This is a genomic window from Lentzea sp. NPDC004789 (assembly GCF_053601075.1).
The window spans coordinates 244,477-265,657 of the sequence record NZ_JBSGBE010000011.1 but is presented as its reverse complement, the minus strand read 5'-3'; the positions used below and the strand labels follow the sequence as shown (position 1 = coordinate 265,657).

The window sequence follows — 21,181 nt, the reverse complement described above, 5'->3', positions numbered from 1 at the left end:
TGTCGGCGTGACGAACATCGATGAACTGTTCAGGCGGCAGGCTGCTCTGCAAACCGAGGCCGATGCGGTGGCCGATGATCTGCGGTTGGCCGAATTGGCCGAACTGGGTGATCCGGTCCGCGTGGGCAGTTCCGCTCTGGGGTTGATGGTCAAACGCGATGTGGACGTCACGGTGGTCTGCGAGTCGCTGGACGAGCAGACCGCCGAGGCCGTCGCACGGGTGGGGCAGCGGCTGTTCCTGCACCCGCGCGTGCGGGTCGTGACCATGCGCGACGACACCGGCCACTGGAACGTCGACCCGGCCTACCCGGACGGCCTCTACCTGGGGGTCAAGTACCGCACGCTGGCCGGCGCCGACTGGACGCTCGACATCTGGTTCGTCGACGAGCCGGACCGTCAGCCCGACCTCGCACACATCAGGTCGCTGCCGCCGAGGCTCGACGACGAGACCAGGGCCGCGATCCTCGCGATCAAAGAAGCGTGGGCGGACAATCCGTCCTACGGCTCCGCGGTGTCGAGCTACGACATCTACAGCTCGGTTCTCGACCACGGTGTGCGGTCGCCGGAGCAATTCCTGGAATGGCGCACCAAGAACAAATAGCGCGCTTCAAGCCGGCCGAGGTGAGTGCATTCCTCGGCCGGCTTTTTCGTGCGCGCGGAAAGTCAGGCCACGGCGGCTCCGAACGCGGGCAGTTTGCGCCGGACCAGCAGCACCAGCGGAACCGTCAGCAGCGCGAGGCCGGCCAGCGTCGACCACAGCACGGCGTAGCCAGCGGTGAGCAGCCCGGACATGATCGCCGGGGAGCAGGCGCCCGCGGCGCCCCAGATCGTCTGGAGCAACGCGCTGTACCTGCCCTTGGCGGTCTCCGGTGCCGACTGGTTCGCCGCGGCCACCACCAGCGGTACGGACATGGTCTCGCCGATCACGCCGATCACCGACGTGGTGAGCACGATGCCGACCGCGTGCGCCGGACCCAGCGAGGGGCCGGCCAGCATGACCAGGAATCCCGCGCAGAACACCACGCCCGCGCACGCCACCACCCGGCTGCGGCTGGTTCTCCTGGCGAGTCGCAGCACCGGTTTCTGGATCACGGCGAGCACCACGTTGCCCGCCACGACCGAGGTGCCCGCGAGCCACGCGGGCCCGTGCAGTTCGGTCACCGACACCAGCGGGAGGATCACCACGAGGCTGGACGTCAGCAACGACAGGATCGCCTGGATCAGGCACAGCACGACGTACGGCCGGTCGCGCAGCACCGTCGCCCACCCGGTGCCCGCCGCGTCGGCCGCCTTGCGCCGCTCGGCCCGCAGCCTGCCGAGCGTGCGGATCACCGGGAACAGGACGAGCGCGGTGAGCGCGAACGTCGCCGCGTTGAAGTACGCGAAGAAGTGCAGGCCCGTGACGCTGCCGCTGAGCGGTGTGGCGAGCGCGGCGCCGGCGCCGAGCCCGACGATGCGCACCACGCTCTGCGTGCCCAGCAGGTCGTCGAGCTCGCGCCCCTTCGCGATGAGCCCCAGCAGCGGAGCGTTGGAGGTCCAGAACATCCGGTCGGCCGCGCTGGTGGCGGCCGCGAGCACCGCGATGTGCCACATCTGGCCGGTCAACGGGTACAGGCTGAACGTCACCGCTCGCACGACGTTGCTCGCGAGCAGCACGACGCCGGGACCCCTGCTGTCGACCAGGTTGCCCGCGAACGGCCCGAGAACGAGTCCGAGAACTGCCCCTGTGGTCAGTGCGATCCCGACCTCGGCGACGGGCAGACCCTGCGCGGTGGTGAAGAAGATGAGGCCGAACGGCATCCAGAAGCCGCTGCCCAGCGAGTCGATGAGAAAACCCGCCAGCAGCTGGTTCCGCGTCGCCCGGCTCACCCCCGCGGACCGCTCCCGCGCGCCGCTGTCGACCGTCACTCCGGCTTCCAGTACTCGAGCATGATCGTCAGGCGTTCGACCTGGCCGCCCGTGGTGACCTTGCCGATGTTGTGCCACGTGTGCTCGGTCGGTGCGAACATGGCGCAGGTGCCACCCGCCGGCGTGATCTCGACCGCGGGTTGCGCGGCGTCCCTGGCGGACCACAGGTTGAGCCTGCCGCCGAACTCCGGCGCCCAGTCCTCGTTGAGGTACAGGGCCCAGTGCATGGCCTTGGTCAGCTTCGCGGTGGACACCGTGGTGTAGTCGCGGTCGCCGTAGCGGTAGAGGCCGAGCGTGAGCGGGCACGCCGCCAGGTCGATCCCCAGCCCGTCACTGGCCCACTCGGTGAACTCCTTCGACAGCAGGCTGTCCACGAGCTCGGACCACGCCTGCGGCAGGCGTTCGGTGGCCGGCAGGCGCAAGCTGTCCTCGGCGAGGTCGAAGAGCCACATCTGGTAGTTCTTGTCGAACTCCCGGCCCTCCTTGACCTGCCGGCGGTAGAGGTCCTCCGCGGGCAGCTCGGCGTTCAACCGCTTCAGGTCCTGGCCCGAGATGACCGGGCCGGTCGTGTAGTGCGTGAACGGCTCGTCGAACCGGTCGAACCGGACATTGGTATCAATCATTGAAAAGTGACCCCCTCGGTCGTCGACGGGTGAGTCCGGCGTGGGAGGGCCGCATTCGTGCGCGGCTGTGGCGGAAGTGCTCGATCGGGCACGGATCCGCTGTGCGACAACAAATGCGCAGGCCCCCAGGCGGCGTCATCGTGGCATGGGCACCAGGGGTCGTCAACTGTCAGCCAAACGGGACGAAGCCATTTGTGACAAGTGCTTGCCGGGTCCTGGGGGTGCATGTACGTTCGGTCTTGTCGGGCGATCGACGGGGACGCCCGGAACTGGGGGAACAGCCCGTTCAGGCTGGGGGCCTGCCGGATCCGCACTTTCGGTGCATCCGTTGCGTCGAGTCCCACTCAAGCTTCTGACCAGGGCTTTCCTCTGTCTCGCGACCTGGGGGTACAGCGATGGACAGACCGCCGACGATGATCGGCTGACCGCACTCGGCGGACATTCACACATTCGAGTGAGTACCTCACTCTTGACCGTTGACGTTCGCGGCAGGTTTGGAAACCGATTCCCTCGTCGGGTTCCAAACCTGCCCCCGACCAGCACCAGTCCGAAAACAAGCGTTGTCATCGGAGCGTCCGGAAAATGTCTTTGCTTCCAGACGCCTGGCCGCAGGTGGAAGTGCACCACGAGCCCTTCACCTGGCTCACCACGGGTGTTGGCGAGCTGTTCGACCAGGCGACCGAATCGGCGTTGGCCGACGATTTCCCGACCGAGTCCTACGAGCGGCGCACCGCCGACTCGCGGACCTCGGACAAGTCCTACCGCAACTATTCGCGGGTGTTGCACGGACCGGGCGTGGACACGACGTCCGGCCTGCCGGAGGTCTGGGCCGACCTGCTCGCCGACCTGCTCGATCCCGGCTACCGCAAGACCGTGGCCGACGTCCTCGGCGTGGCGCCACCGGCCGAGCTGGAGATCAGGCTCGCACGGCACGCACCGGGCGACTGGCTCGGTCCGCACACCGATCGCGCCGACAAGCTCTTCAGCCACGTCTTCTACCTCAACCCGGGCTGGCGCGCCGACTGGGGCGGCTGCCTGCAGGTGCTCGGCAGCGACGACCCGGCCGACGTGGTCGCCGAGGTCGTGCCCGAACTCGGTGCCACCGCGCTGATCCTGCGGTCGGACACCTCGTGGCACCAGGTCAGCAAGGTCGCTCCCGGGGTGGACCGGGAACGCGCCTCGTTGCTGGTGCACGGCCTGAACTGACCGCACGTCCCCCTGATCTCGGCACGTCCGCTGGACGTGGCCGGGTTGCGGCGGCGCGGCGGGCGCCCAGCGAGGAGCCTGCAATGGGACAAAACACTGCCGGCAGTGACGACTCGCTCCGCCGCGCTGCTCAGCAGCCATGACCAAGGACACGATGTCATTGACTGAAACCTCTGTGCCGCAACGGATCGCGCTCGACGCCGCCGGGCTGGCCGACCTCGTCGACCACGGGCTGCGCGGCCACTGGGCCGGTCGGCCGGTGGTCGTGCTCACCCAGTTCGTCGACGGGGGAGTGGCCCGGCTGGCGGCCGAACTGTCCCAAGTGGACGCTGAAGTCGCCGGCGTGCTGAGCGCGGTGCCACCGGGGCCAGGCGCTCCGGACATCGCGCCCGTGTGGTTCCCGGACGACGGAAGCGACGCGGACACCTGGCTCGCCGATCCTCCCGCGCGGTTGTCGGCGTGGCTCGACCGCATCGACCCCGGACGTCGCGCGGTGATCGCCGGCGGCAACTTCACCGCGGTCGGCTCGGTGTGCGGCCGGCCGGTGCACGGCTGGCGGCGGCCCGAGTGGGTGCGGCTCGAGGACAAGACCGCGATCGACCGGCTGTGGCAGCACGTCGGCGTTCCGGCACCGGCGCACGTCGTGCTGCCCGTCGGCGATCCCGCGATCGCCGAGCGGGTCCGCGAGCTCGACCGGGGCGCCGGGGTCGTGCTCGCGCTGGACGCGACCACCGGAAACCGGGGCGACGCCAAGGGACTGCGCTGGGTCCGGTCCGGCGAGGAGCTCGCCGAGGCCCTGCGCTGGGCGCAGGACAAGGCGGACCGGGTGCGGATCGCCGAGTTCGTGCCCGGTGTGCCGTGCAGCGTGCTCGCGATGGTGCTCCAGGACGGCGTGGCGGTCTTCGACCCGATCGAGATCGTGACCCTGCGCGACCCGCGGACGGCGGACCTCGTGTTCTGCGGGTCGTCCACGTGGTGGCGGCCGGGCGCGGCCGCGCGCGACGAGATCCGCGAGCACGTCCGCCGGGTCGGCGGGCACATCGGCCAGGAGCTCGGCTACCGCGGCCTGTTCAGCGTCGACGGGGTGCTCGGTGCGGACGGTTTCCGCGCCACGGAGCTGAACCCGCGGCACGCGTCGGGGTTGGGTCTGCGCCAGGGATGGCCGGACTTCCCGCTCTACCTCGTGCAGCGCGCGATCCAGGAGTCGGTGCCCGGCATCGTCGGCCTGCCGTCCGCCGACGTCGAGTCGATCTTCCGGCGGATCGTCGCCGACCACCCCTCGCTCTCGGTCACCGTGCCGCTGCCGGACGCGGCGGACGGCGAAGGCGTGTGGCAGAGCACCGTCCGCTACCGCGTTCGCGGCGGCCGCGCGCAGGTGCTCGACGCCGGTCCGCCGCGTGAGGACGGCGCGGTGGCTCCCGTCGTGGCCGCGTTCGCCACCGCCACCGGTGCCCGCGGGCTGGTCGCCTTCGACACCCCCGTGCCAGTGACCGACTTCCGGAGGTTCCCGTGATTTCCGCTCTCTCAACGGGGTTGCACCCGATCACCGGCGAAGGCGAGAAGGTCTGCGCGATCGTCGACGAGCTCGCCGGTTTCCTCGCCGAGCAGGCTCAGCACAACGACACCGCCGGCCGGTTCGCCGCCGAGAGCGTGGCAGCGCTGGCGGAGGCGGGTGTGCTCGCCGCCTGTGCGCCGGTGGAGGACGGCGGTTTCGGCGTGCGGTCCCTCCACGACCTCGCGGTGATCGTGAACCGGCTGGCCAAGGCCGACGCGTCGGTCGCCGTCGCCGCCACCATGCACCTCGCACTCACCTGGTACTACGCCCGGACGGTGCGCAGCACCCCGCCGGAGCAGCTCGAACTGCCGATGCCGCAGTGGCTGCGCGCGGTCGGCGCGCGCGAGATGATCGTCTGCTCGTCGGTGGCCGAGCCGGGCGCCAAACCGTGGGAGCTCGCCACGACGGCCACCAGGACGGCCGACGGCTGGGTGATCAACGGGCGCAAGGTGCTCGCGTCGATCTCCCCGGCGGCCACCCACTTCTACAGCCGGGTGAAGGGGGAGACCTCCGACGGCCCGGTGCAGGCGTCGGCGATGATCCCGTTGTCGGCGCGGGGAGTCGAGGTCAGGGACAACTGGAACGGCCTCGGCCTGCGCGGGTCCGGCAGCGGCGAGGTGCTGTTCCGCGACGTCCTGGTGCCGGAGGGCGCGGTGGTGCCGCGCGGCCCGTGGGGCAAACCGCTCGCGCCGGGCTACGACGGCCGTGCCGCGAACACCGCGCCGACCGTGGCGGTGTACCTCGGCATCGCCGAAGCCGCACGGGACACGGCACTCGCCGCGGTGACGGGCTCGGCCTCCGGGCGCACGCGCGTGACGTCGGCCGGCGCCAAGTCGCTCGTCGCCGAGCTCGAACTGCGGGTCGCCGCCGCCCGCGGCGCACTGCACACCGCGCTGGCCGTGCTGGACGACCACATCACCGACAGCAAGCCGCGCGCGATGAACGTGAACCTCGGCCGCACCCTGCTGAAGGAGTGCGTGAGCGCGGGCATGATCGTCGAACGTTCCGGTGTCCAGGCGGTCGACCTCGCGATGCAGCTCTGCGGCGGCCGCAGCTACGGCAACGGCCACCCGCTGGGCCGGATGTACCGGGACATCCGGGCGGCGGCGTTCATGCGGCCGTGGGCACCGGCGGAGGAGTGGGTGGACTTCATCGCCGAGGCGACGCTGGACCACGACTCATGACCTACCTGCTGCTCAACCGCAGGCGCATCCTCACCGACATGCCCACCTGGTTCCCGGACAGCGCGGACGAACTGGTCGTGTTCACCGCACGTGGCGCGGCGCGTCCCGGCGAGGTCGAAGCACTGCGCCCGCGCGTACGTCACCTCGAAGTCGTCGACGACTACGAAGGCGTCGCCGCGGACGAGCGCATCCGTGAGCTGGCCAAGGAGTTCGGGGTCGAAGCCGTGCTGCTGACGGCGGAGATCGACGTCCTGCGCGCGGCACGGCTGCGAGAAGAGCTGGACCTGCCCGGTCAGCGGACGGCCAGCGCCACGGCCTACCGCGACAAGCACGTCATGAAGAGCCACGCGGCGGCGGCAGGCCTGACCGTGGCGGCCATGCGCCCGATCGGCCACACCGGCGATCTGGTCGCCTTCGCAGCCGAGCACGGTTTTCCCGTGGTGGTCAAGCGAACCGCCGGTGCCGCCTCCCTGGGCATGCGCGTGGTGGAGGACCAAGCCGCCCTCACCGAGCTCATCTCCACCTGGCGGGACGGGCCGCCCGAGCCGATGCTCGCCGAGCGGTGGATCGAGGGCGACCTCTTCCACGTGGACGGCGTCATGCGTGCCGGGGAGGTCCTGCTCAGCTGGCCGTCCCGCTACCTGCACACCCAGTGGGCGTCGGCCAGCCGCTCGGCGAACGAGCTCGGCGGGATGCTGGCCAGGTCCGACCCGCTGTTCGAACGGCTGCGCCACCACACCGCACAGGTGATCGCCGCGTTGCCGCCCGCGCCGGAAGAGCTGCCGTTCCACGCCGAGTTCTTCCACACCCCGGACGACGAGATCGTGCTGTGCGAGATCGCGTGCCGTCCGGGCGGAGGCGAGATCGTCGCGATGTTCGAGCACGCCTTCGGCTTCAACCTCTACGAGGCGGCTCTGAAGGGGCAGGCCGGGCGGTACGCCGAGATCGGCGTCCGCGCCGAACCGCGACGGCACGGCTGGGGCTGGCTGCCCCGGCGACGCGGGACGCTGGAGGAGATCCCGGCGTCCGCACCGTTCCCCTCGGTGTGCTGGTACACGGCCACCGGTGAGGTGGGCGCCTGGTACGAGGCGCCGCGGTCGATGGCGGACATCATCGCCCGCATGGTGTTCACTGTGGACGGTGCCGACGTGGTGCCCGAGCTGGAACTGCTGGACGAGTGGTGGAAGAGCGCCGTGCGGTGGAGGACCGACGCCGACCGGTGATCCGTGGGAGACGAGCTCGTTTCCCTTGTCTCCCACGGGCCTCCGGACCCTGCCTTGCGCCGGTCGTCAGTTGATGAGAACCACGGTGTAGTTCAGCGTGGCGCCGCTAGCGGTGTAGGTTGCCGTCTGGCCGTTGCGGCAGTACGAGACGAACGTGTTGCCGGTCTGGCTGGTTCCGCCGACGGCCTGCACGAGCGGGCGCACGTCGGAGCCTTCTGCCAGTTCGGTCGCGGTGAGGTCGACGACCCGCCACTGGTTGATCGGGTAGTTGTCGGTCTCGGGCGAGAGCCCTCCCGTGCGGGTCGTGACGCGGAACGACAGGACGAAGCCCGCGTTGTTCACCACGGCCACCTTCTGCACGCAGGGTGCGGCGGCGTCGGCCTCCGCCGCGGAGGCCGACGGGGGTGCGGCCAGCGCTCCGGTCAACGCGGCCATGGTGCCTGCGAGGGCAAGACTCCTGAAGGACTTGTTGGCTGGCAACAGATGTACCTCTCTGCTCGCTGCTGGGATCCTCGCGGAAGATGATCCGCTGCGAGGCCCGGGTTTCCGCTGCCCCGCGTGGACAAACAGGAACGCTTGCGAGGCAAGGGAAATTTCGGCCAACCGGTGGCACTGTCTGCTGCGGATGGTTCGCTCGGCAGTTCGTCAAGTGGCTCAAGTGGACGGTGGGGTCAGGCCTCACGACGGTTCGCGGTGGGGATGGTGATGAGGGTGGCCTTCGGTGAGGTGCCCTTGTTGAGGAACAACATCGCCAGTGCGCGGATGAACTGGTCGAACAGGTAGAACCCGACGGGCATGACGGGCAGGAGTCCTTCGCGGAACGCGATGTAGGCGGGCCAGCCGGTGCGGATGAGCGCCGCCGCCGCGTGGTCGCGGCGCAGCCCGAGCCAGTCGCCGATCGCGTCGCTGAGCACGTAGCGGACGAACTCGTTGAGGAACCCGCGGGTGACGCCCAGGTCGATCTGCGCGGTCAGGCCGAGCAGGTCCTCCGCCAGCTCCACGCCCTCGCGGGTCGGGGCGAGGATCGGTGTCAGCACCCGCGCCGACTGGGCGTACGCGGCGGCCCAGGTCTTGGGGATGAACTCGTCCTGCACGCCCAGCAGGTGGATGGCGACCTGCCACATGTGCAGGAACGCCTCCTCCTCCGCGGCCGACATCGGCACGCGCCATTCGTGCAGCTTCCTGTGCACGAAGGTGCCGAGGCTGTGGAAGGTGACCAGGATGTCGCCGTTGCTGATCGGGATCTGCTCGTCGTGGACCGCCTGCCAGTGCGGCGACTGGGGGAGCAGGTGTCGCACCGCCGCGTGCACGAGGCGCGTCTTGTTCGCCGTCACCACGAACTGCCCGGTGGGTTCGAAGGCGTTCAGCTCGCTCATGTCGTAGCCGAAGGTGAACGTCTTGGCCGCGCGATCCTTCATGTCGGCGCCGCCCGCGGACCAGTAGACCGACTTGGCCTCACGTGGGATGACCGTGCTCATGATGCCGCTGCCCAGGCCGTACAGCAGGAACAGGTAGGTGTCCTTGCGCCGGTTGAAGTCGGCGGCGAGGCGCAGCTTGGTGCGGTCGGCCCAGGAAGGCAGCTCGGTGGCCGTGCGCAGGTGTGCGGTGAGGCCCGCGGGCAGGCCGCCCGGCAACGCGTCGTTGTTGTTCACCCACGACCGCATCGCGGTGTTGACCGCCGGGACCTGGCCGTGGTCGAGAAGATCCGCCAGCAGGCGGTCCACCTCGTCGTCCCAGACCCACCACGGGTCCCTGTCCGCCGAGCTGCCGCTCATCGGGGCGGCCCCTGCCGGAGCAGTGCCGGCCACGCTCGCCAGACCCAGCGCGACACCGAGGGTGAGGACGTTCCTCCTGCTGAGATCGCTCATTTACTTACCTAGCTTCCCTGATAGGTAGGTGCGCTGATTTTGCGGTTGTCTACTGGCAGTCAGCGGAAGGTCCTCCTTGATCAAGCGCGAGAATCCTCGTTAACATAGCCAGGCTGCACCAGGCCGCCGTCCAGCGGCAAGCCGATCGCCGACCTGAATCGGTCCGCTACTCCAGAGGAGTCTCGATGGCCGCGGAGCAGACCCGGAGCCCGGCATCGCCGGTCGCGAGTTCCCGCCCCGGCTGGGTGACCGACGAGCTGGTCGCGCAGTGGTGCGCGTGGGTGCGTCAGGACGTGCCGCGGCACGGGAACCCGGAGCCGGTGACGGCCGTCGCGCCCTACGACCTGGCGCCGATCCCGGCGGTTCCCCCGTGCACCGGCGAAGACGTCGCGTCCGCGGTCGTGAGCGCCCGGCAGGCCCAGCGGGAGTGGGCGCGCACATCGGTCGCGGGCCGTGGCGAGATCGTGCTCGCCTTCCACGACCTGCTGCTGGCGCGGCAGGAGCAGGTGCTCGACCTGATCCAGTGGGAGACCGGCAAAGCGCGGTACCACGCCTGGCAGGAGGTGGCTCAGGTCGCGACGATCGCTCGCCACTACGCGCGCCGGGCACGGCATTACCTCGGGCCTCGCCGGGTGCGCGGAATGGTGCCGGGCCTGACGAAGGTCAGGGAGGTGAGAGTGCCGAAGGGCGTCGTCGGCGTCATCTCTCCCTGGAACTACCCGCTCTACCTCGGCGTCGGCGACGTGGTGCCCGCGCTGCTCGCCGGCAACGCGGTCGTCTCGAAGGCCGACTCCCGGACACCGCTGACCCTGTTGTGGACCCGTGCCCTCATGGCCGAGGCGGGCCTGCCGGACGACCTGTGGCAGATCGTGACGGGTCCGGGGGACGCGGTTGGGACCGCTCTGGTCGATGCCGTCGACTTCGTCTGCTTCACCGGATCGACCGCCACCGGCCGCATCGTGGCCGAGCGCGCCGCGCGACGGCTCATCGGCGCGTCCCTCGAACTCGGCGGCAAGAACCCGCTGATCGTGCGCGAGGACGCCGACATCGCCGCCGCGGCGGCCGGCACCGCGGTGGCCGCGTTCGCCAACACCGGACAGATGTGCATCCACGTCGAACGCGTCTACGTGCACGAGGCGGTCTACGACGCGTTTCGCGACGAGCTGGTGCGGGCCACCACCGCACTGCGGCTGGGGCAGTCCTACGACTATTCGGCGGACATCGGGTCGCTGATCTCTCCGGCTCAGCTCGCGGCCGTCGAGGCGCACGTCGGCGACGCGGTGGGCAAGGGGGCGACCGTGCTCCTGGGCGGCCGCGCTCGTCCGGACGTCGGCCCGTTGTGCTACGAGCCGACGATCCTCGAAGGCGTCACCCCCGACATGGCCGTTTTCGCGGAGGAGACGTTCGGCCCGGTGATCTCCCTGTACCCCTACGCGGCCGGCAGCGATCCCGTTCCGCTGGCCAACCAAGGGACCTACGGCCTGTCGGCGTCGATCTGGTCGCGCGACACCCGCGAGGCCGGACGGATGGCGCTGCGGATCCGCGCCGGCTCGGTCAACATCAACGACGGCGCGGCGGCCGCCGCCGGCAGCATCGAGGCCGGCATGGGCGGTATGGGCGACAGCGGGCTCGGCAGGCGTCACGGCGCCGAAGGAATCCGCAAGTACACCGAAAGCCAGACGATCGCCGTGCAGCGGCTCGTGCCGCTCGGCCCGTCGCCGAAGTCGTCCGCGCGGAGCTTCGTCCACCGCACCAACCGGCAGCTGACCCTGTTGCGGCGTCTGGGAATCCGATGAGCGACGACACGACGGCACGCGAGTGAGGACCCGGATGAGCAACGTGATCTCCCCCGAACGGTCGCTCTACGAGAACGACCACGAGCTGTTGCGCGACACGGTCCGCGCCTTCGTCGGCAAGCACGCCGCACCCCACGCCGAACGGTGGCGGGCGGAGGGCAAGGTCGACCGCGCGCTGTTCGAGGAGGCGGCCAAGGCGGGACTCCTCGGTTTCGGCATTCCCGAGGAGTACGGCGGTGCCGGCATCACCGACTACCGCTTCAACGCGGTGATCGGGGAGGAGTTCTGCCGCCACCCGGTGTCGGACGGGCTCGCCGGGGTCGCGCTGTCCAACGACATCGTCGTGCCGTACTTCACCGGCCTGGCCAACGCCGAGCAGAAGGCCCGCTGGCTGCCCGGCATCGCCGCGGGAAAGCTCATCGTCGCGATCGCGATGACCGAACCGGGCACCGGGAGCGACCTGGCCGGGATCAGCACCACCGCCGTTCGCGACGGCGACTGCTACGTGGTCAACGGCAGCAAGGTCTTCATCTCCAACGGGCAGAACGCCGACCTCGTGGTCACCGCCGTCCGCACCGGCCCCGACCGCCACAAGGGGATCAGCCTGCTGGTCGTCGAGGCCTATCGCGCAGGCTTCTCCCGCGGCCGCAACCTCGAGAAGATCGGGTTGCACGCCCAGGACACCAGCGAGCTCTTCTTCTCCGACGTCCGGGTTCCCGTCGCGAACCTGCTCGGTGAGGAGGGGACCGGCTTCCTCGGCCTGATGCGCAACCTGCCGCAGGAGCGGATCTCGATCGCCGCCAACGCGGTGGCCTCGGCCGAGGGCGTGCTGGAACGCACGCTCGACTACGTCAAGCAGCGCACGGCGTTCGGCCGGCCGATCGGGTCCTTCCAGCACACGCGCTTCGAACTGGCCGAGATGGTCACCGCCGTGCGGGTCAGCCGGAGCCACGTCGACGCCCTGCTCGCCCGGCACGTCCGCGGCGAGCTCAGCGCGGCGGACGCGGCGGCGGCGAAGTTCTGGACCACCGAGCAGTACGTCGACGTCGTCGGACGCTGCCTTCAACTGCACGGCGGCTACGGCTACATGCTCGAATACCGAATCGCCCACGACTACCTCGACTCGCGCATCACCACGATCTACGGCGGCACCACGGAGATCATGAAGGAGATCGTCGGCCGCGATCTCGGGCTATAGGTTCCGGCGTTCCTCGTCGATGGTGCGGAGCACACCCTTGGACACCTTCCCGCCCGCGTTGCGGGGAAGTCCGGCGACCACCACGAGATCCCTGGGCATCTTGAAGGAGGCGAGCCGTCCGTCGAGGAACCCGGTCAGCTCCTCCAGGCACACGTCGGTGCCGGGCGCGACGGCGACGTACGCGACCGGCACCTGACCCCAGCGGTCGTCCGCCCGGCCGATCACCGCGACCTCCAGCACCGAGGGGTGCTCCGCGATGACGTTCTCCAGTTCGGCGCAGTAGATGTTCTCGCCGCCGCTGATGATCATGTCCTTCTTGCGGTCGACCACCCAGACGAAGCCCTCGTCGTCCTGCCGGACCAGATCACCGGAGTGGAACCAGCCTCCCGCGAACGCCTCCGCGGTCTCCCGCGGCTTGTTCCAGTACCCCCGCGTCACGGTGGGCCCCCGATAAACGATCTCGCCCACCTCGCCCGCGGCGACGTCGTTCATGGCCTCGTCGACGATGCGGTACTGGATCGTGGGGATCGGCCGGCCCACGGACCCGAGCTTGCGCGACGAGTCCTCGCCGCGCAGCACGCAGGTGATCGGTGAGGTCTCGGTCTGGCCGAACACCGCCACGTTCAGGGCATCGGGGAACTTCTCGGCCATGGCGAGCAGCGTCGCCCGGCTCGCGGGGGCGGCACCCCAGCTGATGATCCGCAGCTTCAGGTCGCGCTCGCCGATGTCCGGCTGGGCGCAGATCTGGTCCCACTGCTGCGGAACGTTGAACACCACGGTGGCACCCTCGCGTTCGTAGGCGTCGAGCACCGCCCGTGGGTCGAAGGCGCCCAGCGGGTGGATCACGACCGTGCCGCCGACCAGGATGTTCGCCACCATCGAACCCAGGCCCGCGATGTGGAAGAACGGCGCGGTCAGGAAGCCGATGTCGGAGTCGTCGAACATCTCCATCGCCCTGATGCAGGTGAGCGCCTGCAGCTGCAGGTTGCGGTGGGACAGCAGCACTCCCTTCGGCCGGCCGGTGGTGCCCGAGGTGTACATGATCAGTGCCGTCGACTCCTCGGCGATGTCGGGCAGCTCCATCGGCTCGTGTGTGGACAGGAACTTCTCGTACGCGTCGTGCGCTCCGGCCCCGTCCGGTTCTCCGATGACGACCACCGTGCCGATCGACGCGGCGCACGGCACGGACTCGAACAGCGACAGCAGCTGCGCGTCGACGACCACGGCCGACGGCGTGCAGTCGGTCAGGACGTGGTCGAGCTCCAGCGGTGCGAGCCGGAAGCTGAGCGGGACGGCCATGGCCCCCAGGCTGTTGGCCGCGAACACGCTCTCCACGAACCACGAGTGGTTCAGGGTGAGCGTCGCGACGCGGTCGCCCTCCGCCACGCCTCGGGCGGCGAGCGCGGCGGCCAGCCGCAACGACCGCTCCGACAACTGCGCCCAGGTCGTGGTCTGCCCGAGGTACCGCAGGGCCGGCTTGTCCGGTCGCATCATCGCGTGCGTGGCGGCGTGGGCCATCCAGTGGTGCCGGAAAGTCCAGGCCGGAACCGCGGCGGTCGGCATGTGACCACTCCTCCCCGCTGCCGGATCGGCGTTGATCGCGTGGGTCAGTATGCCCGCCGAGCGGCTGGCTGAGAAGGACTATGTAAATCAGGAATCACACGATGGCCGGACCTGGGGAGTCGTGCGGGGCAGGTTCTCCTGCACGCGGTTCGTTCCATGGTTCACTGGCGCACATGGGCCTGCTTTCGCGTACGTCCGGCCGGGTGCCGCGGTGACCGCCGAGCCGGCTGCCGCCGTCCGGCCGCGCAACCGCAGGCAGCTCATCGTGGACGCGGCCGGCCGGGCGTTCAGCGAGCACGGCTACCACGCGGCGTCGATGGAGGAGATCGCCACCGGTGTGGGCATCACCGCGGCGGCCCTGTACCGGCACTTCCCGAACAAGTACGCGCTGTTCGCCGAATGTGCGAACGTCATGGCCGACCGGCTGGTCGCCGCACTCGGTGAGGTGGCCCCCGAAGCGGCGTTGGCGGACGTGCTCGCGGCCCTCACCCAGGTCACCGTCGCCCATCGCGCCTCGGGCGGCGTGCACCGGTGGGAGGCGCGCTACCTCAACCGCCAGGACCGCCAGGTGCTCCGGACGAAGTTCGGGCACGTCGTAGGCAGGGTGACCGACGCGCTGAGGCGTGAGCACCCGTTGCCCGACGAGCACCTGCGGGCCGCGGCGGCCCTGGGCGTGATCGGGTCCATCACGATGCACCACACCTCGATCTCGCCACGCAGGGCCGAAGAACTGCTGCTGGCGTCCGCCCTGCGCGTGGCCGCCGCCGACCCCGCGGCCGGAAGCGCCCGCCGCGTCGAGCTCCCCGCACAGCCCGTGCCCCGCACCCGTCGCGCCGAGATCCTCGCGGCCGCCATCCCCCTGTTCGAGCGGGACGGGTTCGCCAGCGTCACGAACGGCATGATCGCCGAGGCCGTGGGCCTGGTCCCCTCCGCGCTCTACCGCTACTTCCCCGGCAAGGCCGACATCCTGGCGGCGGCCTGTCTGCAGGCGGCCGGACTGCTGTCGCAGGCGGTGGAGCAGAACCTCAGCGGCGTCACGGATCCTCACGACGCCGTGACCGTGCTGGCGGCCACCTACGTGGCCTACAGCTTCGAGCACACCGCACTCACCAACGTCGCCCACGCCGAGGTCGCCGGCCTGCCGCCCGACCTGCGGCGCCCCCTGGTCGTCGCGCAGCGCGAGCACATCGCCGTGTGGGAGCAGCAACTGCGGTCGGTACGTCCCGAACTCGACTCGCGCCAGGCGCGAGCGCTGGTGCACGCCGGGTTCGGCGTGGTGGTGGAGGCCGGGCGCAGCGTGCGATGGCGGGACACCCCTGCTCACCGCGACGCCGTCGCAGCTCTGGTGGTGAGTGCGCTCGGGCTGGTGAGCGGGAAGCCGGGTTCTCGCCGTCGACGGTGACGGGGTCTTCTATCAGCGGCGTTCGGTGATCCTCGCGCGCATCGCCTCCGCCTCCGCGTGCCCGATCTCGGCCAGCACGTCCGCGGCACGTCCCCAGACCGCGGCGGCCTCCTCAGCCTCGCCCGCCGCGTGCAACGCGTCGCCCAGCCGCCCCAACGTGTCGGCTTCCTCGTACCGATCGTTGGCCTGGCGGAACAGATCCGCCGCGACGCGGTGGGCGGCGACGGCCTCGCGGTGACCGCGCCCTCGACCGTGTTCCGGTTGCCCGGCACGGGTTCCTGACGACCGTCGGGCTGTCGCGTTCCACCACGCAGATCAAGGAACGCGCCTGGGTGCTCATGTTGCGTACCGTCAAGCGCTGGATACCCAGAGTGATGATTCGTCGGGAATACTTGTCTCTCACGGCGCACGGGCGGGGAGGCGACGATGCGAAACCGGATCACGGCGGGACTGATCGCGGGGATGCTGGCGCTGTCGATGACTGACGCCGCGGCGCAGGCGGACGTGGACGCGGCTCACCGGGCACCTGTCGCACAGGTCGACACCGGAGTCCTGCGCGGTGCGCGAAGTGGCGGCGTGGACAGCTTTCTCGGTGTGCCTTACGCGGCACCACCCGTCGGGCAGCTGCGCTGGAAGCCCCCGCAACCGGCGGTCCGCTGGGCGGGAGTGCGCTCGGCGACGTCCTACGGCAACCGGTGCCCGACCGCGGTGAGCCCCAACGGGCCGCGGTCGGAGACCGAGGACTGCCTCTTCCTCAACGTCCAGCGCCCCGCGTCGGTCCACAATGGACGAAGGCCGGTGTACGTCTGGATCCACGGCGGCGGCCTGCAGAACGGCAGCTCGAACCAGCACGACGGCAGTCTGATCGTGAGCCGCACCGGTGCCGTCGTGGTGACGATCAACTACCGGCTCGGCGCGTTCGGCTTCCTGGCCCATCCCGGTCTGACCGCCGAAGGTCGCGGGCAGTCCGGCAACTACGGCCTGTTCGACCAGCAGGCCGCGCTGCGCTGGGTGCAGCGCAACATCGCCGCGTTCGGCGGAGATCCGCGGCAGGTGACCATCGGCGGTGAGTCGGCGGGCGGCTGGTCGGTGTGCACCCACCTCACCGCGCCCGGTTCCCGCGGCCTGTTCCGCGCCGCCATGATCCAGAGCGGTTCGTGCTACAGCCAGACCCTCGCCCAGGCCGAGACGTCCGGCGCCGCGGCCGCGCGGGCACTCGGCTGCACCGACCCCGCGACCGCGGTCACCTGCCTGCGCGCCTTGCCGCCCGGCCGTCTGGTCGACGCCGGGGTGAGCGCCGGGTTCGTCGACGGTGTCCCGGCACTGCCGCAGGCCCCGGACGCCGCCGTGCACAGCGGAGCCTTCGCCAGGGTGCCGATCGTGATCGGGGCGAACCGCGACGAGGGACGCACGTTCGCACTGGGGTTCGCGGGCCAGGACCGGACCGCGTACGAGGCGTTCGTGCGGGCGAGCTTCCCGAGCCGGGCGGACGCGGTGCTCGCGCGCTATCCCTGGCCGGCGGCCGCCGACAGGTTCACTCCGGTGTACCTGGTCGGCGCGATCATGACCGACGCCGGTCTGATCGCCCGGGTCGGCGGCTGTCCCAACCTGGAGCTCACCCGCACCTTCGCCCGGTACACCCGCACGTTCGCCTACGAGTTCGCCCACCGCACCGGGCCTGGCCTCACCCCAGTGCCCGGCTTCGTCTGGGGTGCGGGCCACGCCGCCGAACTCGCCTACCTGTGGCCGAGTTTCGACAACGGCACCCCGATCGCGCCCACGTTCACCGCCGCCGAGCGGCGCCTGGCCGCGAACATGGTCGACGCCTGGGGCCGCTTCGTGCGCACCGGCCGGCCCGGCTCGGCCGGGCGAACGCCCTGGCCCGCCTTCACCGGTACGGCACGGGTGATGTCGCTCCACGCCGGCGGCTCGGCTCTCGTCTCCGCCCGAACCCTTGCCTCCCAGCACAACTGCGACCTGTGGGGCCAGGGCGCGGCCTGACGGTTCCTGGCAGCAACGGTCACGCCGTGCGACCATTTCGTCCGCGCCGGACGACCGGGCGTGAGGCAACACATGGGGGAGCAAGTGAGAACCAGGTTCGCGGCCGCCTTGACGGCGCTCGTGCTCATGACCATGACCGCGTGCGGCACCGATGTGCCCGCCGGCCTGGCCGACAAGGTCAAGTCGGGTTGTCCCGACCTGCTGAAGCCCGAACCGCTCGCGGTCATCACCAAGGGTTTCGAGGTCTCGCAGGTGAACGCCGTGGGGACCAACGGCTGCCAGGTCTTCGTCTCCACTGGACGGCAGGTGCTCAACGTGGGGCTCGTGGCTTATTCGAGCCCGGAGGAGTCGGCTCGGTTGACACCGATGCTCTGCGGCAGCGGGAAGCTGGACGCGAAGACCAAGTCGTGCGAGGGGGACGCGCCCAGCGGCGGCCTCACGGTGCATGCCGCCGCCGGGAGGTGGAGTGCTGTGGTGTCGGTGTCCGAGGTGCCGGTGAACGACGACGTCAAGGCGGCTGTGCAGCAGATCGTCGAGGACCTCGGGAACTCGGACAAGACCCGCGGCTAGACCGGGCCGGCTACCGCAGCCTCGCCAGGGCGTCGGCCGAGGGACTGCCGGGCTCCGGCTGGTACACGATGATCACGTGGTCTTCGGCTCCCGCGACGGTGAGGGTCTGGCGGCGCAGGGTGAGCCGGCCGGCGTCGGGGTGGTCGAACCGCTTGGTCTCGTCGCGGGACGGGCGCACGTCGTGCCGTTCCCACAACGAGCGGAACTCGTCGTGGGGCAGTAGTTCCGCCACCAGTGCGGTCGTCCGCGGGGCGCGCGGGTCGGCCGTCGCCCGCAGGGCCGCGACCGTCTGCTCGGCGATGTCCTGCCAGTCCGGGAACAGCTCGCGGGTCGTGGGGTCGAGGAACACGTCGCGGACCAGGTTGCGGCCGGGGTGGTACATCGGGGCGAGCAGCATGGCCGCCTTGTTGGCCATCCGCACGTCGAACCAGCGGTCGCGGACGTATGCCGGAGTGCTGCCCCACGAGTCGAGCAACTGCCGCACCTCGGCGCGGGCCTCGCCGGGCTCGTGCGGCTCGGCCGGCGGGGTGGCGAGGGCGCGCAGGTGGGCCGCGGCGTCCGGGTCGAGGCGCAGCGCCGTCGCCAGCGCCTCCACGACCTGAGGGGACGGGTTGCGGTCGACGCCTTGTTCCAGCCTGGTCAGGTACTGGACGGAGACGCCGGCCAGCTGGGCCAGCTCCTCGCGACGCAGGCCCGGTACTCGGCGCCGGCCGTGGGCGGCGAGCCCCACGTCGTCCGGCCGCACGCGGGCCCGGCGCGCCTGGAGGAACTCGCCGAGAACGTTGTCGCGTGTCATCGGCCGCCGAGGGTATCCCTGCCGGGGTGCTGGCTGGTGGTGCACCGTCGCGGCATCGTCGAGGTCATGAAGACATGGTTCATCACCGGCGCGTCCCGGGGTTTCGGACGCACGTGGACGGCGGCGGCACTGGAGCGCGGTGACCGGGTCGCCGCGACTGCGCGCCAGGTCGGGGCGCTCGGCGACCTGGCCGAGACGTACGGCGACCGCCTCCTGCCGATCGCACTCGACGTGACCGATCGCGCCGGGGTCTTCGCCGCGGTCGACCGCGCCGCGAAGGCCTTCGGCCGCTTGGACGTGGTCGTCAACAACGCCGGTTACGGCCTGTTCGGCATGATCGAGGAGACGACCGAGGAGCAGGCCAGGGCCCAGATCGACACCAACCTGTTCGGCCCGCTCTGGGTGACGCAGGCCGCTCTGCCGATCATGCGGAGGCAGGGCGGTGGGCACCTGGTCCAGGTCTCCAGCATCGGCGGGATCGCCGCCTTCCCGACGCTGGGCCTCTACAACGCGTCCAAGTGGGCTCTTGAGGGGATGAGCGAGGCACTGGCCCAGGAGGTCGGTCCGTTCGGCGTCAAGGTGACGATCGTGGAGCCGGGACCGTACGGCACCGACTGGTCGGGGGCGTCCGCCGTGCACACCGACCCGATCGCGGCTTACGAGCCGATCCGGGAGGCCCGCCGGTCCGGTGCCGCCGCCCGCGCACCGCGCGACCCGTCGGTCACCGCGGACGTGCTGCTCAGGCTGGTCGACCTGCCGGAACCGCCGTTGCGGCTGTTCCTCGGCGGCTACCCGTACCCGGTCGCCGAGAAGGTCTACGAGCAGCGGCTCGCCACCTGGCGGCAATGGCGGGAGCTGGCCGAGACCGCGTGACCCGCATGTCTCGCCGTAATGCAACCAAAGGTTGCGCAAGCGCGGCGGACCGGTTAGGTTGATGCGCAACCGTTGGTTGCACAGAGACCTGGAGGGTCGCATGGAGTACGGCAGCATCGAGCGGGAACTGCGCGTCGAAGCGACGCCCGAGATCGTCTACGAGGTGATCAGCTCCGCCGAGCACCTGCGCGAGTGGTGGCCGGACGACGCCGAGCTCGACCCGGTTCCCGGCGGCACCGGCCGGATCGTCTTCGGCGACCCGTCCTCGCCGGACGCGAAGATCGAGCAGCTCACCGTCGTGGAGGCCGACCCGCCCCGCCGGTTCGCGTTCCGCTGGGTCTGCGAGCAGGGCGCGGCGGCGGCACCGGGCAACTCGTTGCTCGTCACGTTCGACCTCGTGCCGTCCGGTGGCGGCACGCTGGTGCGCTTCTCGGAACAGGGTTTCCGGGAGCGCGGCTGGGAGGCCGCGGTGCTGGAGCAGGCCTACGCCGACCACTCCCACGGCTGGAGCCACTTCCTCCCACGCCTGGTCGCGCGGGCCGAGAGCCTGGTCGCGCGGCCGTGATCGACGACGACCTGTGGTCCGCGGTCGGTGACCCGACCCGGCGGCGGATGCTCGACCTGCTCCTCGCCGACGGCGGCGGCACGGCGACCACGCTCAGCGACCGGCTGCCCGTCACCCGGCAGGCCGTCGCCAAGCACCTCGGCGTGCTGGACCGCGCCGGCCTGGTACACGCGACGGTGGCGGGACGGGAGCGCCGCTACGAGGTGGACGAGGAGCAGCTCGCCCGCGCGGTCGCCCAGCTGTCCGCGGTCGGCGCGACCTGGGACGCCCGGTTGCAGCGGATCAGGCGGATCGCCGAACGTATCCAGCAGGCCACGGAGGAACGATCATGACCACACCCGGAACGGGCACGGCACGCGGCTACTCGACGTCGTACGTCGTCGAGCGGTCACCGGAGGAGGTCTTCGCCGCCGTCCTGGACGTCCGCGCCTGGTGGACGGGCGAGATCGAGGGGCGGACCGACCGGGTGGGTGCCGAGTTCACCTACCGGCATCCCCCGCAGCACTACAGCCGCCAGCGCGTGACCGAGCTCGAACCGGGTCGTCGCGTGGTCTGGCGGGTCACGGACAGCCACCTGTCGTTCGTCTCGGAGCCGGCGGAGTGGACCGGCAGCGAGATCGTGTTCGGCATCGCGCCCGTGCCCGGCGGCACCGAGCTGCGGTTCACCCACGTCGGGCTGGTGCCGGACGTCGAGTGCTTCGGCGCGTGCTCCACGGCGTGGCTGCACTACGTCAACGGCAGTCTGCACAGCCTGATCACCGCGGGCCGCGGGCTGCCCGATCCGTGGGTGTAGGCCGAACGCCCTATTGCGCCCGGTGTGAGCGGGGCTACGGTCGAAAGGCAGTCCTGC

General features: G+C 70.6%; 21 protein-coding genes. 14 read left to right on the top strand and 7 right to left on the bottom strand.

The features are described from left to right. Window positions 1–7: 7 nt before the first annotated feature. Window positions 8–601, top strand: coding sequence for a hypothetical protein (locus tag ACWEIJ_RS25440; protein WP_449839737.1), 594 nt, complete (start codon window positions 8–10; stop codon window positions 599–601). Window positions 602–663: 62 nt separating this feature from the next. Here ACWEIJ_RS25440 and ACWEIJ_RS25435 read toward each other — a convergent pair whose 3' ends face one another. Beyond that, entirely contained in the window at window positions 664–1,908 is a 1,245-nt protein-coding gene (locus tag ACWEIJ_RS25435; protein ID WP_449839736.1) for an MFS transporter, read from the bottom strand. Further along, window positions 1,905–2,531, bottom strand: a complete 627-nt coding sequence (locus tag ACWEIJ_RS25430) for a 2OG-Fe(II) oxygenase (protein WP_449839735.1) — start codon at window positions 2,529–2,531, stop codon at window positions 1,905–1,907. The genes ACWEIJ_RS25435 and ACWEIJ_RS25430 overlap by 4 nt, the downstream gene beginning before the upstream one ends. A gap of 582 nt (window positions 2,532–3,113) precedes the next feature. Between ACWEIJ_RS25430 and ACWEIJ_RS25425 the strand changes: the two genes are divergently transcribed. From ACWEIJ_RS25425 to ACWEIJ_RS25410, 4 genes are all read left to right on the top strand, one after another. Further along, window positions 3,114–3,737, top strand: coding sequence for a 2OG-Fe(II) oxygenase family protein (locus ACWEIJ_RS25425; protein WP_449839734.1), 624 nt, complete (start codon window positions 3,114–3,116; stop codon window positions 3,735–3,737). A 160-nt stretch (window positions 3,738–3,897) separates the two neighbouring features. Further along, entirely contained in the window at window positions 3,898–5,250 is a 1,353-nt protein-coding gene (locus ACWEIJ_RS25420) for a hypothetical protein (RefSeq protein WP_449839733.1), read from the top strand. After that, entirely contained in the window at window positions 5,247–6,476 is a 1,230-nt protein-coding gene (locus ACWEIJ_RS25415; protein WP_449839732.1) for an acyl-CoA dehydrogenase family protein, read from the top strand. Before ACWEIJ_RS25420 ends, ACWEIJ_RS25415 begins: the two co-directional genes overlap by 4 nt. Continuing rightward, window positions 6,473–7,699 carry an ATP-grasp domain-containing protein gene (locus ACWEIJ_RS25410; protein ID WP_449839731.1) on the top strand — a complete coding sequence of 409 codons (1,227 nt, stop codon included), beginning with the start codon at window positions 6,473–6,475 and terminating at the stop codon, window positions 7,697–7,699. The genes ACWEIJ_RS25415 and ACWEIJ_RS25410 overlap by 4 nt, the downstream gene beginning before the upstream one ends. A 66-nt stretch (window positions 7,700–7,765) precedes the next feature. Here ACWEIJ_RS25410 and ACWEIJ_RS25405 read toward each other — a convergent pair whose 3' ends face one another. Together ACWEIJ_RS25405 and ACWEIJ_RS25400 are read right to left on the bottom strand one after the other, a co-directional pair. After that, entirely contained in the window at window positions 7,766–8,125 is a 360-nt protein-coding gene (locus tag ACWEIJ_RS25405) for a hypothetical protein (RefSeq protein WP_449839730.1), read from the bottom strand. A gap of 245 nt (window positions 8,126–8,370) precedes the next feature. After that, a complete protein-coding gene (locus ACWEIJ_RS25400; RefSeq protein WP_449839729.1) occupies window positions 8,371–9,567 on the bottom strand; it encodes an oxygenase MpaB family protein in 1,197 nt (398 codons plus the stop codon). 185 nt (window positions 9,568–9,752) lie between these two features. Between ACWEIJ_RS25400 and ACWEIJ_RS25395 the strand changes: the two genes are divergently transcribed. Both ACWEIJ_RS25395 and ACWEIJ_RS25390 read left to right on the top strand, forming a co-directional pair. Beyond that, window positions 9,753–11,363: a succinic semialdehyde dehydrogenase gene (locus tag ACWEIJ_RS25395; protein WP_449839728.1), complete on the top strand. Its 1,611-nt coding sequence runs from the start codon at window positions 9,753–9,755 to the stop codon at window positions 11,361–11,363. A 34-nt stretch (window positions 11,364–11,397) separates the two neighbouring features. Then, the gene (locus ACWEIJ_RS25390) at window positions 11,398–12,561 is read left to right on the top strand and encodes an acyl-CoA dehydrogenase family protein (RefSeq protein ID WP_449839727.1); all 1,164 of its coding nucleotides are present in this window, start codon (window positions 11,398–11,400) and stop codon (window positions 12,559–12,561) included. Here ACWEIJ_RS25390 and ACWEIJ_RS25385 read toward each other — a convergent pair. Beyond that, entirely contained in the window at window positions 12,556–14,124 is a 1,569-nt protein-coding gene (locus ACWEIJ_RS25385; protein WP_449839726.1) for a long-chain-fatty-acid--CoA ligase, read from the bottom strand. The genes ACWEIJ_RS25390 and ACWEIJ_RS25385 overlap by 6 nt on opposite strands. A gap of 211 nt (window positions 14,125–14,335) precedes the next feature. On the opposite strand from ACWEIJ_RS25385, the gene ACWEIJ_RS25380 reads away from it, so the two are divergent. Continuing rightward, a complete protein-coding gene (locus ACWEIJ_RS25380) occupies window positions 14,336–15,526 on the top strand; it encodes a TetR/AcrR family transcriptional regulator (protein WP_449839725.1) in 1,191 nt (396 codons plus the stop codon). A gap of 12 nt (window positions 15,527–15,538) precedes the next feature. Here ACWEIJ_RS25380 and ACWEIJ_RS25375 read toward each other — a convergent pair whose 3' ends face one another. Next, window positions 15,539–15,682: a hypothetical protein gene (locus ACWEIJ_RS25375; RefSeq protein ID WP_449839724.1), complete on the bottom strand. Its 144-nt coding sequence runs from the start codon at window positions 15,680–15,682 to the stop codon at window positions 15,539–15,541. A 270-nt stretch (window positions 15,683–15,952) separates the two neighbouring features. Between ACWEIJ_RS25375 and ACWEIJ_RS25370 the strand changes: the two genes are divergently transcribed. Beyond that, window positions 15,953–17,527 (top strand): carboxylesterase/lipase family protein, encoded by a 1,575-nt coding sequence (locus ACWEIJ_RS25370; RefSeq protein WP_449839723.1) that lies wholly within the window; start codon window positions 15,953–15,955, stop codon window positions 17,525–17,527. Between the two features lie 84 nt (window positions 17,528–17,611). Continuing rightward, entirely contained in the window at window positions 17,612–18,097 is a 486-nt protein-coding gene (locus ACWEIJ_RS25365) for a hypothetical protein (RefSeq protein WP_449839722.1), read from the top strand. 10 nt (window positions 18,098–18,107) lie between these two features. On the opposite strand, the gene ACWEIJ_RS25360 is transcribed toward ACWEIJ_RS25365, so the two are convergent. Further along, on the bottom strand, window positions 18,108–18,893 hold the full coding sequence (locus ACWEIJ_RS25360) for a helix-turn-helix domain-containing protein (RefSeq protein ID WP_449839721.1): 786 nt from the start codon (window positions 18,891–18,893) through the stop codon (window positions 18,108–18,110). A 66-nt stretch (window positions 18,894–18,959) separates the two neighbouring features. Here ACWEIJ_RS25360 and ACWEIJ_RS25355 point away from each other — a divergent pair, with 66 nt between their 5' ends. From ACWEIJ_RS25355 to ACWEIJ_RS25340, 4 genes are all read left to right on the top strand, one after another. Beyond that, window positions 18,960–19,766 carry an SDR family oxidoreductase gene (locus ACWEIJ_RS25355; protein ID WP_449839720.1) on the top strand — a complete coding sequence of 269 codons (807 nt, stop codon included), beginning with the start codon at window positions 18,960–18,962 and terminating at the stop codon, window positions 19,764–19,766. 100 nt (window positions 19,767–19,866) lie between these two features. Further along, window positions 19,867–20,331 carry an SRPBCC domain-containing protein gene (locus ACWEIJ_RS25350; protein ID WP_449839719.1) on the top strand — a complete coding sequence of 155 codons (465 nt, stop codon included), beginning with the start codon at window positions 19,867–19,869 and terminating at the stop codon, window positions 20,329–20,331. Beyond that, complete coding sequence (locus ACWEIJ_RS25345; protein WP_449839718.1) at window positions 20,328–20,663, top strand: ArsR/SmtB family transcription factor; 336 nt, start codon at window positions 20,328–20,330, stop codon at window positions 20,661–20,663. Before ACWEIJ_RS25350 ends, ACWEIJ_RS25345 begins: the two co-directional genes overlap by 4 nt. Continuing rightward, window positions 20,660–21,124, top strand: coding sequence for an SRPBCC family protein (locus ACWEIJ_RS25340; protein WP_449839717.1), 465 nt, complete (start codon window positions 20,660–20,662; stop codon window positions 21,122–21,124). Before ACWEIJ_RS25345 ends, ACWEIJ_RS25340 begins: the two co-directional genes overlap by 4 nt. Window positions 21,125–21,181: the final 57 nt, after the last annotated feature.